General features: G+C 42.7%; 13 protein-coding genes, 1 tRNA gene and 1 pseudogene. 5 read left to right on the top strand and 10 right to left on the bottom strand.

The genetic code is table 11. From position 1 onward, the window contains the following. The 3 genes and pseudogenes from V7K46_RS28040 to V7K46_RS28050 all read right to left on the bottom strand — a co-directional run. Positions 1-195 (bottom strand): annotated as a pseudogene (locus V7K46_RS28040) (hypothetical protein); the annotation flags it as partial. A 41-nt stretch (positions 196-236) separates the two neighbouring features. Next, positions 237-1163: an amino acid ABC transporter permease gene (locus V7K46_RS28045; RefSeq protein ID WP_298920476.1), complete on the bottom strand. Its 927-nt coding sequence runs from the start codon at positions 1161-1163 to the stop codon at positions 237-239. Between the two features lie 42 nt (positions 1164-1205). Next, positions 1206-2285: an amino acid ABC transporter substrate-binding protein gene (locus tag V7K46_RS28050; RefSeq protein WP_335119089.1), complete on the bottom strand. Its 1080-nt coding sequence runs from the start codon at positions 2283-2285 to the stop codon at positions 1206-1208. Positions 2286-2942: 657 nt separating this feature from the next. On the opposite strand from V7K46_RS28050, the gene V7K46_RS28055 reads away from it, so the two are divergent. Continuing rightward, positions 2943-3500 carry a hypothetical protein gene (locus V7K46_RS28055; protein WP_335119091.1) on the top strand — a complete coding sequence of 186 codons (558 nt, stop codon included), beginning with the start codon at positions 2943-2945 and terminating at the stop codon, positions 3498-3500. A 77-nt stretch (positions 3501-3577) separates the two neighbouring features. Further along, positions 3578-4222: a DUF3318 domain-containing protein gene (locus tag V7K46_RS28060; RefSeq protein ID WP_335119093.1), complete on the top strand. Its 645-nt coding sequence runs from the start codon at positions 3578-3580 to the stop codon at positions 4220-4222. Between the two features lie 279 nt (positions 4223-4501). On the opposite strand, the gene V7K46_RS28065 is transcribed toward V7K46_RS28060, so the two are convergent. Next, positions 4502-5299 carry a 7-carboxy-7-deazaguanine synthase QueE gene (locus V7K46_RS28065; protein WP_335119095.1) on the bottom strand — a complete coding sequence of 266 codons (798 nt, stop codon included), beginning with the start codon at positions 5297-5299 and terminating at the stop codon, positions 4502-4504. Between the two features lie 198 nt (positions 5300-5497). On the opposite strand from V7K46_RS28065, the gene V7K46_RS28070 reads away from it, so the two are divergent. Beyond that, positions 5498-6547 carry a sugar transferase gene (locus V7K46_RS28070; RefSeq protein WP_335119097.1) on the top strand — a complete coding sequence of 350 codons (1050 nt, stop codon included), beginning with the start codon at positions 5498-5500 and terminating at the stop codon, positions 6545-6547. A gap of 274 nt (positions 6548-6821) precedes the next feature. Here the strand turns inward: V7K46_RS28070 and V7K46_RS28075 are convergent, their stop codons facing one another. The 6 genes from V7K46_RS28075 to V7K46_RS28100 form a co-directional block, all read right to left on the bottom strand. Next, positions 6822-8276, bottom strand: a complete 1455-nt coding sequence (locus tag V7K46_RS28075) for a YcjF family protein (protein WP_335119099.1) — start codon at positions 8274-8276, stop codon at positions 6822-6824. A 103-nt stretch (positions 8277-8379) separates the two neighbouring features. Then, positions 8380-8456 (bottom strand) — tRNA-Met (locus V7K46_RS28080). Positions 8457-8502: 46 nt separating this feature from the next. Further along, complete coding sequence (locus tag V7K46_RS28085; protein WP_335119101.1) at positions 8503-9456, bottom strand: asparaginase; 954 nt, start codon at positions 9454-9456, stop codon at positions 8503-8505. A gap of 218 nt (positions 9457-9674) precedes the next feature. Beyond that, positions 9675-10175: a CGLD27 family protein gene (locus V7K46_RS28090; RefSeq protein WP_334721967.1), complete on the bottom strand. Its 501-nt coding sequence runs from the start codon at positions 10173-10175 to the stop codon at positions 9675-9677. Then, entirely contained in the window at positions 10172-10630 is a 459-nt protein-coding gene (gene rsfS, locus V7K46_RS28095; RefSeq protein WP_335119104.1) for a ribosome silencing factor, read from the bottom strand. The genes V7K46_RS28090 and rsfS overlap by 4 nt, the downstream gene beginning before the upstream one ends. 1132 nt (positions 10631-11762) lie before the next feature. Continuing rightward, on the bottom strand, positions 11763-13043 hold the full coding sequence (locus tag V7K46_RS28100) for a glycosyltransferase family 4 protein (protein WP_335119106.1): 1281 nt from the start codon (positions 13041-13043) through the stop codon (positions 11763-11765). 288 nt (positions 13044-13331) lie between these two features. Between V7K46_RS28100 and V7K46_RS28105 the strand changes: the two genes are divergently transcribed. Both V7K46_RS28105 and deoC read left to right on the top strand, forming a co-directional pair. Continuing rightward, a complete protein-coding gene (locus V7K46_RS28105) occupies positions 13332-14600 on the top strand; it encodes a DNA cytosine methyltransferase (protein WP_335119108.1) in 1269 nt (422 codons plus the stop codon). Positions 14601-14679: 79 nt separating this feature from the next. Next, positions 14680-15360 (top strand): deoxyribose-phosphate aldolase, encoded by a 681-nt coding sequence (deoC, locus tag V7K46_RS28110; RefSeq protein ID WP_335119110.1) that lies wholly within the window; start codon positions 14680-14682, stop codon positions 15358-15360. Positions 15361-15377: the final 17 nt, after the last annotated feature.

A 15377-nucleotide genomic window follows, 5' to 3' on the forward strand; every position in this document is an offset into this window, starting at 1 on the left:
TTCCGAGTTCAAAGGTGCAACTTCCGAGTTCAAAGGCTCAACTTCCGAGTTCAAAGGCTCAACTTCCGAGTTCAAAGGTGCAACTTCCGAGTTCAAAGGTGCAACTTCCGAGTTCAAAGGCTCAACTTCCGAGTTCAAAGGCTCAACTTCCGAGTTCAAAGGTGCAACTTCCGAGTTCAGAGGCTCAAATCTCAACTTAAACTGCTTCTTTATCCCCCTCATCTCCCCCATCCCCCTTATCTTTCTTTAATTTGCACGCTGCGATTGAATAAATTCATAACTATAGAGATGGTCAAACTCAAGGTGAGATAGGTGAGTATAATCAGTAATATTACTTCAACGGCTTTCCCCGTTTGGTTAAAAGTGGTGGAGGCGACAAAATAAATATCGGGGTAGCCGATCGCGATCGCTAAACTGGTATTCTTCGTCAAATTGAGATATTGACTCGTCAATGGTGGAATGATTACCCGCAAGGCTTGGGGAAAAATCACCAGCCGCATAACTAACCCTGGTTTTAATCCTAGCGATCGCGCCGCTTCCCACTGTCCCTTAGCTACTGATTGAATCCCACCTCGGACAATTTCAGCGATAAACGCACCCGTGTAAAAAGTTAATCCCAACAGCAAAGTTGAAAACTCTGGTGATAGAGTAAACCAAGGGAACTGTAAGCCATTTTGACTAACGCCAATAAAACCCCAAAGGGATATCTTATTTTCTGTTTTGGGAAAACTTAGGAAAACAGCAAAGTACCAAAATAGCAATTGCAGCAGTAAGGGGGTATTGCGGAAAACCTCCACGTAAACCATCGTGATATTCCGCACTAGCCAGTTATCAGAAAGTCGGGCAACCCCAGCACCTACCCCGACGATTGTTGTGAGAAAAATTCCTGCAACCGCCACCCGCAAGGAGTTGATTAACCCCACCCACAAAGCATGACTGTAGGTGTCAGTAGGTTTGTAGGTAATCAGCGTCTCGCCAATATCAAAAGATGCTTGTTGCTTAAGAAAATCAAAACCAAACTGAATACCCAATTGCTGCAAATTGCGGTTGAGATTGCCCCACAGTATTACTACTACAACTGCTGCTAAAAATACGGCAATGAGTTGTAAGGTAATGCGCCAAAAGCGATTATCACGCCATATAGGCGGTTTTGAATTAGTCATTTATTATTTCTCCCCCTGCTTCTCCTGCCCGCCTGCCCTCTTCTACCGGAATGGCGGAGAATAAAGCAGTCCGCCTTTGCTCCAGAGTTGATTTTGACCGCGAACTAGATTAAGTTTTGTCTTGGGGCCAAGGTTGCGATCGTAAATCTCAGCATAGTTGCCGACGTGCTTGACTATCCTGGCTGCAAAGTCGTTAGTTAAGCCGAGTCCTTCACCAAGGTTGCCTTCAGTTCCTAAAAAGCGTTTAATATCTGGATCAGTACTAGTGGCGAACTGACCTACATTCTCAGAAGTAATACCTAACTCTTCAGCCTTGACCAGCGAATAAACCACCCACTTAACAGCATCACCCCACCTAGTGTCTCCTTTGGCAACTGCTGGTGCAAGGGGTTCTGAAGAAATCACTTCCTCAAGAATCACGTTATCTTCTGGTTTAGGTAGAATCGTACCTCGCGAAACTAATGCTGAACGGTCAGCCGTAATCCCGTCGCAACGACCTTCGGCATAGGTAGCAAAGGTAACGTTAACGTCTTCAAAGACAACGGGTTTGTAGGTGATGCCCCTTTTCCGCATTTGGTCTGCTAAGTTCTGTTCAGTAGTAGTTCCAGTTTGAACGCAGATGGCTTTATTTTTAAGGTCTGCTAAGGACTTAATGTTGCTATTTTTGCGAACCATTATCGCTTGTCCATCGTAAAAGACCACAGGTGCAAATTCTAGACCGACTGTGGTTCCGCGACTAAGTGTCCAGGTAGTATTACGGCTGAGAACGTCTACTTCACCAGTTTGCAAAGCTGTAAACCGCTCTTTAGAATTGAGATTGCGAAATTCTACTGCATCTGGGTTGTCAAACAAAGCTGCGGCGATCGCGCGACAGACATCCACATCAATGCCGCTATATTTACCATCAGTTCCCACAAAGCTAAACCCTGGCACTTCGCCACTGACACCGCAAATTACTTGACCACGACTTTTAACACTAGCCCAGCGATTTCGATTTGCTGGTGCTGCTGGAGTACTGCCTGGAGGGCTGGATGTATTTGCTGTTTTACCTGACTCTCCACCACAAGCAGCGATCGCAAAGACTAAGGGTGCGATCGCTATAATTAAAGCTGATTTACGCATAAACTTCATTGATACTAGACAATCAAAAATGTATTGCTCACTACAATCATTTTGTGAAAACAATTTGTTGCTTGTAATATAAAACTCTACCAGCCTCTGGGCTATATTTATTCGCTTTTAAAAGCGGTAGTTTAAGTTTTTACTTATATTTCCAAAAGCCTCAGATGCTATGTAGAAATTCTCTTAACTTGGCTTCAGCTTTCGAGTTTGATTTAAAATGCTGCCATCATGCTTCTAGTAATACATTCATTGAACCTAGAAGATAATATTAAAATTGAAGTTATTAGTGCTATATCGTTGACTGGGTAATATTTAACAAAAAGTGATTATCGCTTCTTTAATAATCAGTAATAGTCCTTCATAAAATATAATTTACAGCACAGAATGATCATCTGTTTTTTCTATCTTCAATGCCCAATGCCCATCAAAAGTTTTGAGTGACTTTGGCGTGAGCGCTCAGTCGAACCCTGAGTGCTGAGTAGGGAATCTCACTTCTTTACTCAGAACTCGGAACTCGGAAAAGACAAACTGTTTTACCCCGTGCCCTAATTGCATACTTCTATGTGAGCAGAAGTAGCCACACCAACCTAAACAACTACCCCTAGCAGGTTAAACTAGGTCTGTTAACAGCTGCTCCATGTTCCTTATGAGGCTTTTATGGGAGCTAACCTCAAACAAATTGCCAACTATTTAGACAACCTTGGTTGGGACTACCGTTTTGATGATCAAGAAGACCGGATTATAACAGGTGTGGAAGCTGATAACCTAGAAGATTTTCTGATAGTTGTCCAGTTGGATGAAGAAGGAAAATTTTTCAGGGTATTTGCTCCTCAAGTTCTGGCAGTAATCCAAGACCATCCTCACAAAGGAGCTATCTTACAGACAATGCTTGCCATTTCCTGGGAAACCAAAATGTTGCAATGGGAGTATGACCCATCTGATGGCGAAATCCGTGCGATTATTGAATTTCCTCTAGAAGACTCGATTCTCACAGAAAAGCAATTTCACCGTTGTCTGAGTGGGTTAATTCAGATTGTGGATGGCATAGCGGCACCTCGCCTAAAAGAAGTGATGGCAACAGGTCTTGATCCGGGGAATATAGAACTTGGGGAAAGACTGTTACTCAGTATCCAAGAAGAAGCTCCAGGATTGCTAGATTTGCTAGAAAAAGCAATGGAAGCGCGAAAAAAGCGAGGAAGTTTTAAGCGCGACTGAGACGGATCATCACTTAAATAGCTATACTCCAAAGTGATACCCTCACTATATACTGAAATTTTCTGGGGCTGGATATTATGACATCCTATGCAACCTCCTCTGCCAAAGCGGAAATGAGTGAACTTCGGCGGTTGAAAGGCTTACTACCGCCAGAATTACAGAGCTGGGTCACGGTTGAAGGCACAACTGAGGTCAATCCACCCCTGGTTCGCTGCGAAGAAATTGGTAAAGACCAGGTAGAAATTCAAATTGACTTGGTGAAATGGGATGCCCTCGCAATGGATCAGCGTAATCTGCTATTCTGGCATGAAGTTGCTCGCGTTCAAAATGACACAATTCCTAAAGATGGTTGGGAAATGGCAGCACTAGCCATCGGTTTAGGTGGCGCTGTAGGCGAATTGTGGGTACAAGATGGATTGCTATTGGTGTTAGCTTTGTCGCTTTGTGGCGTGTCAGGGTGGCGACTGTACCAAAAGAATAGTGGTGAAAAGCAACTAAGAGAATTGCTAAATGCTGATGAAAAAGCGATCGCCTTAGCAACTCGTTTTGGTTATAGCCTCCCCAATGCCTACAAAAGTCTAGGTAGCGCCTTAAAAACCCTGATTGATAATACTCCTAGTAAGCGCCAACGGTCGAAATACGAAGCAAGACTCTCTGCCCTCAAACGCAGTGCCAATAAGGCAAAAGGTAAATCCAAAATTCCAGATGAGGGCGCACTGTAGAAACCAGAAAGTAGGTTGGGTGGGTATTACCCACCCCACATAATACCTAAATCAACATGAGTTCGAGGAACCTCTCCCTGCCTTGAACTAAAGTTCAAGTCTTTCTCTCTCCGACTCCCAGAGGGACGGTTTTACTGCGTAAAACCTCTTAGAGGTCTTTTGATTGAGATAACTAGATTGCTTATTGAGGGGGTGCTGCCTCCCTGATTAGCAGCAGCTCAATGACTATTTCATAAAATCTTACTTTTTTCTTGACTACATCTTTATCAAACTCAAATTTTACAGCTGGTTCAGCATTTTATGCGTCTGAGGGATCACACGCACTTGCTTCACAAACCGCTTCATTAAAGCTTGCCACGTCAAAACTTGATCAGCCGTAGGGGCAAGTACAGGTATTGGGGAGAATTGTTCAGATGCTGCCAAAGGCGTAACAGGTTGTAAAAATACTGAGATATCTGGACTAACCTCTGCCACCAGCAAAGCTGAACGTTCCAACTCAGCTGGATCTGTGTTTTGAGACACAATTATCTTGACAAAAACATTTAAATATGAATCATGACATAATTGGAGAAATTTAGCATGTTCTTGCCAATGACTTTCACCGCTGACACTGGGCAATTTGAAATCCATACCTACAGAGTCTAAGTAGGGGAGAATCATCGCCAGTTGTTCGGGGCGATGTCCGCCAGTTTCTAAGTATATAGGTAGACCAGTTATGGCTCGCACTTGGGGGAGAAACTGGATTAAAAATGGGGCATGAAGAAGTGGTTCGCCTCCAGTTAAGCTAATGCTATCGTGTAGACAAGGTAGATTTTGCTGTTCCACCCATTCGATTAATATGGGTAATGGGACAGGGTTAGAGTGGATTTCAAAGTCGCGCAATCCAGGCGATCGCTCTATCCGACAAGTAGCAGGTGCATTCCAAGTGTGGGCACTATCACAAAAGTGACAGTGCAAATCACACAAAGCAAAACGAATAAATATCTGACGCGTCCCTACATTCAGTCCTTCCCCTTGAATGGCAGAAAAGACCTCAACTAGGCGTGCGGTAGGTGTAACCGTAGTTTTAGCAATCATTTGATTAGAGCAACGCGATCGCGCTGCGTCGGCACAACAGCAAGGATGTTTTTTGGCTTCTTGTTCTATTGTGAATCGTCGCTAGCGATCTCCAATCTCAGCCCCGATAAATAGCAATTAGTCCTTATTACTACTGATTCCAATATTAGATTAAGTAATTTTATAGGACAAAATAATGTTTGGTAGATTACATTATACATGGCAACGAAAGTGCAGAGCTTCATGACTAGCCAACCGACAGAGGTCGATTTTCCAGTTAATTCCCTAGATGACACGGCTATAATGCAGGTGCCCACACGGTTGAGCGTGCTGGAGGCTTTAGGTTTTAAACAAACCTGCCAAAGCTTAATCCAACCCAATTCACATCCTAAGCAAATCATTATTGACTTTCACCAAACTACTTTTATAGATAGTAGTGGTTTAGGTGCGCTGGTCAGTAATTTTAAATACGCCCAGTCCAAAGGGATTGCATTAACACTGCGGAATGTAACACCTCAGGTAATGGCAGTCCTAAAACTCACAGGATTGGATCAGGTTTTTCCTTTAGAGCTTGTGGATGAGGCATCGCTAATAGAACAAGAAGACTTAGTAGATATTCGGAAGACAACTTCCCGGAAAGTAGAGCAGTTACCCACTACTCACCCTTCTGTGGCATCTTGGATGAAACGGTTATTAGACATTGTAGGGTCAGTGATCGGTTTATTAATTACAGGAGTTTTATTTATTCCGATTGCGAGCGCTATTCAAATTAATGATCCCGGACCCATTTTCTTTAGTCAAACCCGCTGTGGTTGGATGGGGAAGCGGTTTGAAATTTGGAAATTCCGCTCCATGTGTGTGGATGCGGAAGCGAAGAAATCTGAAGTCAAAAACCAAGTGCAAGGTGCCTTTTTCAAAAATGAGAATGACCCCAGAATTACCAAGGTAGGGCGCTTTTTACGGCGAACGAGTTTTGATGAACTACCCCAATTTTGGAACGTCCTCAAAGGAGAGATGAGTTTAGTAGGCACCCGACCACCTACACCTGATGAAGTGGAACGCTATGAAGTACCGGAGTGGCAACGTTTAGATGTTAAACCCGGTATGACTGGCGAATGGCAAGTAAATGGGCGTTCTACAGTCCGTAGTTTTGAAGATGTAATTCGCTTGGATTTGCAGTATCAAAAAAATTGGAGTTTGGTGTACGATTTAAAGCTAATTTTCAAAACTATAGCTATTCTGTTTAAGAGAAACAGTGGTGCTGTTTAGCTAACTACCTTTATTCACAATTTTTTGGTAACTCCCAATCACGAAAATTCTAAAATTTACCCAAGCCTATTTTAGGCTTGGGTAAATTTTAGGTTCACCATACAGTACCATGTAATGTCATCCTCTGCTTAACAATATGCTGGCATGAATTGTGAGAAGATATCTTTGATATAAACAATGTTAAAAGCGCTGGTTTCAAAACCTAAATAATTATTTTTCAGCCTAATGCAAAGGCGCAAAGATGCTAAGAAAAACTCTGCGCCTCTGCGTGAACTTAACCCACCGCCTTCTGAACACCAACTACTTCAATCGGCTGCACCTCTGGCAACAAACGCTTCATACCTTGCTTAACAAACCCCTGCAAAAAACCAATTTGCTGATTTTGCCCAAATACCTTTTGCAAAGTTTGCCGCAAATTCTCCAAATTCAAACCAGTCCCGGAATCTATCGCTATTTCCTGCTGTTGGAAATACTCAACTAAACTTAACCCTGCTACCCTAGTCAGATAAGCTGCACTTACTCCCTGCACCACGCCACCAGCAACAAAGGTAATAGCATTACTTTTAAGAACAGTACTAATCGCCTTTGTAGAAAGTTCAACTAAACCCAGTTTCAACATCAAACTTCCCATTGTTCCAGCTACGGTTTGCGCCTGTTCCAAGGAAAACTTCTGCTGATAGATATTACCCAAATCCATTACCATCTGAGCATTAATTGCCGCAGTCGCTAGGATGTCAAGGGCTGGTACTGGGTTAGCAAAGGCAGCTGCTGCTGCTATCCACTGATATTGTTCAATAATTGGGGTAGCGTGATCGCGTCTGGTTCCATTCAGCCAGTTTTTCGCCTCAGCTTTCAACAACCCGGCTTTTCTGATGGTAGTTACCCAAACCAGCCGTTGTCCTTGCTGTGCCAAAACTTCATCCAACTGCTGCGTCAACTGCTGGATATCTGGTGCTGGTTGTTCCATCCACTCTTGCACAGAACCATCAGCCTCATGCTTTCGGACTTTGATGGCAATGGGAGAGGCCGCAGTTGCAACTACATTTCCCTGCATCCGCTGTTTCAATTGACTAAAGATGCTGGCGCTTTCATCGGTTAAATACTGGTCTTGTTTGTTGAAAACCAGGATTGTAGGCTGATTTGCTGCTTTTAGCTGCTGTAAGGTTTGAAATTCTGAGTCTGTCAAATCACCGTTTGTCAGGAACAGAACAAAATCAGATTTTGCCACTTCTGCCAAAATAGCTGCATCTGAATTGTCACTTACTTCTCTAAATAAAGGTGCTGTCTCTTCTAAAGACACTAAATTTCGTGTCTCTACATTTTGTAGCACTTGCATTAAAGTGCTTTTACCCACGGATTTACCGCCAGTCACAGCCACTTTAATTTCTTGCCTGTCTAATTCCAATAATAATTGGGCAATTTGTTCTCTGAGTGTCTCTAATGCCAGATGGTTTTCTGCTTCTTGTGCCAGTTGATTTATTACGGCTTCAGTTTTAGCGATCGCACTTTCCCCAGTCGCCCGATCCACGAGCATACCATCTAGCTGCTCTAAACTGTCTTTCGGGCGATTTTGCTGTAATAACCACAAACCACCGCCTACAGCTAAAGCACTCAATAAACCAAACTCACCCACCTGCACTATAGAATCGTGCCAACTTTGTAACATCCACAGGGAAAAGGACAGTCCCAATCCTCCCACTAAAATTGGTCGCTGCAACTTTACAACCATGATTCTCCGCGCTTTTTGGATGGCTATTTCTTCCAGAATAGATCAAAATAAAACAAAACCCTGCAATCTTTATTGATTGTAGGGTTTTGTTTTATTTTTTATTTGGTGGCGGGAAGTGGATTTGAACCACTGACCTTCGGGTTATGAGCCCGACGAGCTACCAGGCTGCTCTATCCCGCGTCGCTCTTAACTTTTATAGCATAACCTATAGTTAAGAGTTTGGCAACTACAAAAATGATAATTCTCCAATTACTTCTAAACGCTTGTATTTTCCCAAAGTCACAAACTTTTCTGAGAGGCTTTCGGCGGCGCTGGGACTAATCCAACCCATTTGTTGGAGTAAGTGAATAGCAACGGCATGTTTTGCCCGTTTTGCCCCATCCATGACTTTGATTGCCAATCCCATGCCTTCACCGAGTCTACCAATGCACTGCACTCCTTCGGCACCAGCTTTACTGACCAGTTCCCCTGGAGTTAAGCGCATCAGTTCCGTATCAAATTCTCCATCTCCTGCTACCATCGCGGGGTGATGAGTCATAGCACGGAGGATGCGCTCCATATCCAAATTGGTACTAGAGGCTAACAGCGCATACAAAGACGCCATATGACCGAGTTGCATCAGATAAGTTGGTGCGCCACAGTCATCATGAGCGCTGATAAATTCTTCAGCTGGCATTCGCAGCAACTCTGCTACTTTGCCCAAAATCAACTGCTGTATTGGGTGCTTGCGATCCAAGTAGTTATTCAAGGGCCAATGGCGCTGCTGACAAACGGCTAACATTCCCGCATGTTTACCAGAGCAATTGTACTCCAGAGGACTGCGTTTACCTTCAGGAATTGGACACTGGAGTATAGTCGGGTCAAGATCAGCCCGCCAAAGGATATTAAATACCTGTCGGACTTGATCTATTCTTCCTTTATGGGAACTTGTGATAATTGCTAAGTCGCGATCGCTGAGATTATAGCGTTCCAGTGTACCCGTGGTGGTGACTGCAAGTGCCTGAAATGGTTTGAGCGCTGAACGAATAAATGTAGCAGTTTCAGAATTTCCGGCTACGGTTAGAACCCGCCCCCGTTCGTCGCATACAACAGCCTGGACTATATGCTTGGATTCAATAATACCTTCCCGCAGCAACCGGACTTCCAGTGCTGTGGCTTGAGTTCGTTTTCCCATTGTCATGGGTTTATATTTATCACCTTTTTTTAGTTAGGAGTTAGGAGTTAAGAATTATGAATTATTAACCAAACTCACTGGTGAGTTTTGAGTTCTGAGTAAAGTAAAAAGTACTTCATTTTGATGCTCTCGGTATATGCCCGCTCTTTGTGGGCGGTCTTTTAACTCAGTACTCCATACTCAGGACTCTTCATTAATCACTCCTAACTCCTGACTCCTAACTTTTAAAACAAATGCCAAACTATCGTACCAATAACGAACATTCCCGCCAAGCCAGCAACGGTAAATTGTAACCGCCGCAGAATAGGTTTGATTTCGTATGCCACAATTAAACGATCGCGGTTGAGGACTTCCTGTGGTTTCGTCCAAGTTTGGCCGTCATACCAGCCGGACTCTTCATAAAATACTGTGGGACTGCAAAGGCGATCGCATACGTAAAACCACCCTAAGTACAACCTTACCAGTGCCAGCACTACTCCGACACTCGCTCCTGCTGCACCACAAAGGATAAAATGTGCAATATACTTGTGGGCAGGAAAACTCGCCGCAGCTACAGGTCCTGCTACCAGCCAAGATAAACTCCAAATCCAAACAATTTTCGTGATATACTTGCGCCAATTTAAAGTGCTATCACGAAACAGCCAGGAAGTTTTTAACTCTTCATACTCATTGAGCGGTTGTTGGTCTGTGGGAACTGGGCAATTTGAAACCGAAGACCTAATCATGTTGGCTTACTCTCACCCTCATCAGATTCTGGAAGGGAAATACGTTCTGCATGAATCCAGAACGCTTCTAAATTATAAAACTCCCGTTCCTTGGGCATCATGATATGAACGATCACATCACCGTAGTCTTGTAGTACCCAACTCCCCTCGACTTTTCCTTCTGTCCTTATGGGACGCCGTTGCAATTCAGTTTCGACTTTTCCTTCAATTGCTTGAGCGATCGCCCTTACTTGTACTCTAGAATAGCCAGTCATCATCACAAAGTAATCAGCCAGGTAAGATACCTCTGCTACTTTGAGCAATAAAATCTCACCCGCTTTGCGGTCTGATGCAGCTTCTGCTATCGTTGCAGCTAATTTTTCGCTCGTCTCTTCAGTTTGGGCGTGGCTTTTTACCACACTTTTTGTCAGTGGGACAGATTGTAATGGGAAATTTCCTTGGAAATAATCAGTCATTAAACCTCATGTGCTTTCTTTCTTTTGAAACAATTGTTTACATTTACTTACAAATAACAAACAATTGATCTGAAAATGTGTCAATAGGTTTTTTTGAATACTAACAAAAAAATAGGTGTCTATGGAAGCTGGTTTGATAATTGGCTGTTTATATTTCGACATCAGCAATCAGCAGTTGCGGATGGTTATTATGCAGCTTTTTAAGTGCGATTCGTTCAGTCGAAACCGAGCAATCGGGGGATGACTGGCTTTTACAAGGTAATTCATTAGGATTGAGTTCGCACTTTAATCCCTTGTAGATGACAACTTCATAACCTTACAAGTGAGCGTAAGTACCCTAGAAAACGACAACCCCTATCTTCTATACGTAGGAGTGAAAACACATATCTCCCACTGTAGAGACTAGCCCTCAATCGGTGAAGTGGGGATAAAAGCAAAAAGAGCTACTAGCACTGCAAGGCGGAAGTCAAAAGTCAAAAGTCAAAAGTTAAAAGAAATACAGCGTAAACGTTTCGTTGATTTGAAATGGGTTGTTTATTTCCGCCGCGCTGTACTGGCCTAAAAGTGGTGTCCTGTGAGTAAGTCCTTATGGATAACTCTCATCTAAGTCACTACTTGAATCACCGTTACTGCAAGCCAGCGAAATTAGGCTTTCTGCGCTGGAAGTCCCAAAAGGGTATAAGAAAAAAAGGGTGGGATGAAGATTTTTCTCGACATACCTACGTTATCCAAAAACTCGGTAATAAGGTGGCATTCTAACGGAACAAAACTCCAGTTACGAGGAACGAAGTAACTCACCTAATTACTCTCAAAGAGGTGGAATACTTTCAGTAGTAAGCTAAAACGAAAACTCTGGATTAAAACCAGGTAGCAGGTGAGAGAGATTGAGCGAAGCTGGAGACACTCCGCCTCCGGTCAGAAACTAATACCTTGCTGTTTTCTAGATAATTCTTTCCACCATGCTGTACTAATAATTTGCAGGTAACGTCACATCTATACTTTCGGCTGTCTACTAAAAACTACAATACAACTGCTCTTGACTTAAACCCCCAGAATTAATTAACCACCCTCAAAATCTGTTGTTATTTAGATAGCGAGGGTAAAATTGCGACTTTCTGAGTTGGTTACATCCTCATGGGCTTTCTGCTCTCGATACTGTAACTCTTGTGGACTGAATTGCTCTACAATCTACCGTCAATGAGTAACACAACGACTCATACTGATTTAAAGCTTGCTCAAAAGCATAGTGTTCAACCGCATATTGACGACTTTTATAACCCAGAGTTTTGACTTTTTCGGGGTTTTGGTACAAATCTAAAATTGCCATTGCTAAAGCTTGAGGATGTTCTGGAGGAACGATAACTCCGCCGCCACTTTGCCTGATAGCTTTTGCTGCTGTACCATTGTCAGGGACAGAGGCAACTAAGGCCCTTCCACTGGCAAGTAGCACTTGAATTTTTGACGGCATATTGAAGGATACAACATTTTTCTTTTGCACCACCAAGCCAACATCAGCAGCTGCTAACATTTGTGGCAAATGTTGGCGGGGTTGAAATGGCAGTAGCAAAACATTATCTGCGCCACAGTTTAGACATTCCTGTTGCAATCGCTGTAAACCTTTTGCCTCTCCAACGATGACAAAAACAATATCTCGGATATGGCGCAACTCAGAAGCAGCTTTGACAACGCCTTCTAAGCCTTGGGTTAGGGCAATGTTACCAGAATAAAGTACTACAAATTTGCCATTCAGATTATGTGCTGTGCGGAAAGGGTTATTTTCTTTAGGCAAAGGGCAGATAAAATTTACATCAACCCAGTTAGGAATTTGCACAATTTTGTTAGCTTCTACGCCCTTGGATCGCAAATTGTCCACGAACCCATCGGCGATGACGCTAATTTTATTGGCAGTGTGGTAAGCAAACTTTTCCAACACTGTAAATAACTGTATAAGCAATTTATTTTTTAGTAGACCGACGTGGACTGCTGCTTCTGGTAATATATCTTGTAGGTTTAAGATTACAGGACAAGCACGTAACCATCCTAAAAGAGCGACTGGTACACAGCTTGGCAAGGATGGCGATGTTGAGAGAATAACATCTGGGCGCCAACCGATGAGGGCAGGCACAAAACTAGTGACAACGAAACTAGCATCTAGTAACACCCGATCTAATAGGTTGGGTTGGGGACGAATCCAAACGTAACTGCGTTGAATTTGAACGCCATTTTTGTATTCGTTGACATACCACTTGCCCCGATATTCCTGGTAAATTTGACGCTCAGGGTAGTTGGGCATAGCGGTGACTACGCGCACTTGATGCCCACGCTTCACTAGTCCCTCTGCTAATTCGGTCATCAGTGGGGCAATACCAATTGGCTCTGGATAGTAGTTGTAGGAGTAAATTAAAATCCGCATAAAAATTAGTCCGAAGTAACCCGGTTTTTTATTTAATGACAAATATTTGTCTTAAACATGATTTGGAGCTTGGAAACTCCTATATTTAATTGTGACTTCAGACTCTTTTTATGTCAGGGATTTTTCTTAAAGATTGAGTAAACTTTGATATTAAATACATAGGCAACCTGTGAACTTTTTTTACTATTATAAGCACTATTTTAAGTGTTTATTTCTAACTGGTACGTAAGTAGAAACCCTATGTTTCTCGATATTAATTAAGACCGATTTCACAATATTAGTTATTCAATGAGCGATCGCCCTTGTATTTTCTCCTTTTTTGCTGGTTCAGGACTCCTAGATTTAGGTTTTGAAACCAGTGGTTTTAATATTGTTTACGTCAATGAAATTTTTTCCTCATTCATGGCAGCATACCGCTATTCACGGCAGGTTCTCAATCTCCCGTTGCCAGAATACGGGTATCATAACGGACAAGCAGGAGATGTAACCCAACTTCTCGAAGGTTTAGAAACACAACACCTCCGGGAGTTAGTACAAGACTGCCGCAAATCTAATAATATTGTGGGCTTCATTGGCGGGCCTCCCTGTCCTGATTTTTCTATTGGCGGGAAAAATAGAGGACGTTTAGGAGATAATGGCAAGCTTTCCGCTTCTTACGTTGAATTAATTTGCCGCAATCTTCCAGATTTCTTTTTATTTGAGAACGTTAAGGGGTTGTGGAGAACGACAAAGCACCGTTTATTTTTTGAATCGCTCAAGCAACAATTAGTGGAAGCAGGCTATATATTAATAGAGCGGTTAATTAATGCTATCGAATATGGTGTACCCCAGGATAGAGAAAGAATTATTCTCATTGGTTTCCGAAATAGTTTGATCAAGGATAGAGGAATAAAACTCGGTAGTGAAAAGTTACTACCTGAGGGATATTTTCCTTGGATAAATCACATTTTATATCCTCAAAAAAAGGTTTTTGCTTATCTTTGGCGTAAGTGCGAACCATTTCAAGAAAATTCCATAATGCCTTGTCCTGATGGCATACCTCAAGAATTAACAGTTGAATACTGGTTTAGAAAAAATAATGTGCTGAAGCATCCTAATGCTGAGAACTGTTTTCAACCAAGGGCAGGGATCACAAGGTTTGCTGCTATTGATGAAGGAGATGATTCTAAAAAGTCTTTCAAGCGTCTGCACAGATGGCGTTACTCTCCGACAGCCTGCTATGGAAATAATGAGGTACATTTGCATCCCTATAAAATCCGGCGAATATCTGTGGCGGAAGCTTTAGCCATACAATCTTTGCCTGCAAATTTTGTACTTCCAGAGAATATGTCGCTCACGAATATGTTTAAAACTATTGGTAATGGCGTACCATATTTGGCATCGAAGGCGTTAGCTAAAACTATTATTGATTTCTTAGGATCTGGCGTAAAAAATGCTGTTGATATTCCTAATCTTACTATGCCTAATGTCAACTTAAACACTTACAGTAATTCCGGGAAATCTCCAAAGCCGACATCCAAAATAAGTCAGCAGTTTGTTTTCAGAATAAACTCGTAATAAATGTGGTTTAATATATATATAAGAAATGTTTTAATTTTTTATAAAGTTTAATAATCAATTACTGGCAGAAGACACGATGGCAGCAGACTATCCAGATATTGATATTGCGCCATTTATCGATCACGCCCTGTTAACGCCAACGGCTACTCCAGAGCAAGTTAAGCAGTGGTGTGAAGAAGCATACAGATTCAATTTTGCGGCGGTTTGCTTGTATCCCGCCTATGTCAAACAAGCAGCCGAACTCCTCCACGGCAAGAACCCAAAAGTCTGTACGGTGATTGGTTTTCCCTCTGGTGCAACGACTTCAGCAGTCAAGCTGTATGAGGCTCAAGAAGCAGCAGAAAATGGGGCGACTGAGTTGGATGTGGCAATGAACTTGGGCTGGTTGAAAGCTGGTAAAACTGAAGAAGTCCACCGGGAAATTGCCGAAATTTGCGAAGAGACTGGGCAAACTGTCAAGGTAATTTTGGAAACCAACCTGTTGACAGATGCGGAGAAAAAAATAGCTGCTGAAATAGCTATGGAGGCGGGGGCGGCTTTCTTAAAAACTAGTACAGGTTGGAATGGTGGTGCAACAGTGGCAGATGTGCGACTTTTGCAGGAATTGGCAAAAGAAAGGGTGGGAATTAAGGCTTCGGGTGGTATCCACACTATCAATCAAGCCCTAGACTTAATCGTAGCTGGTGCTACTAGATTAGGCACATCTCGCGGTATCGATTTGATCCGCCAGCGCGATAACCTGGGAAAGGGTGAATAGTCATTTGTACTTTGTCC

The sequence above is a fragment of the Nostoc sp. genome, from assembly GCF_036917395.1.
Lineage (GTDB): Bacteria > Cyanobacteriota > Cyanobacteriia > Cyanobacteriales > Nostocaceae > Nostoc.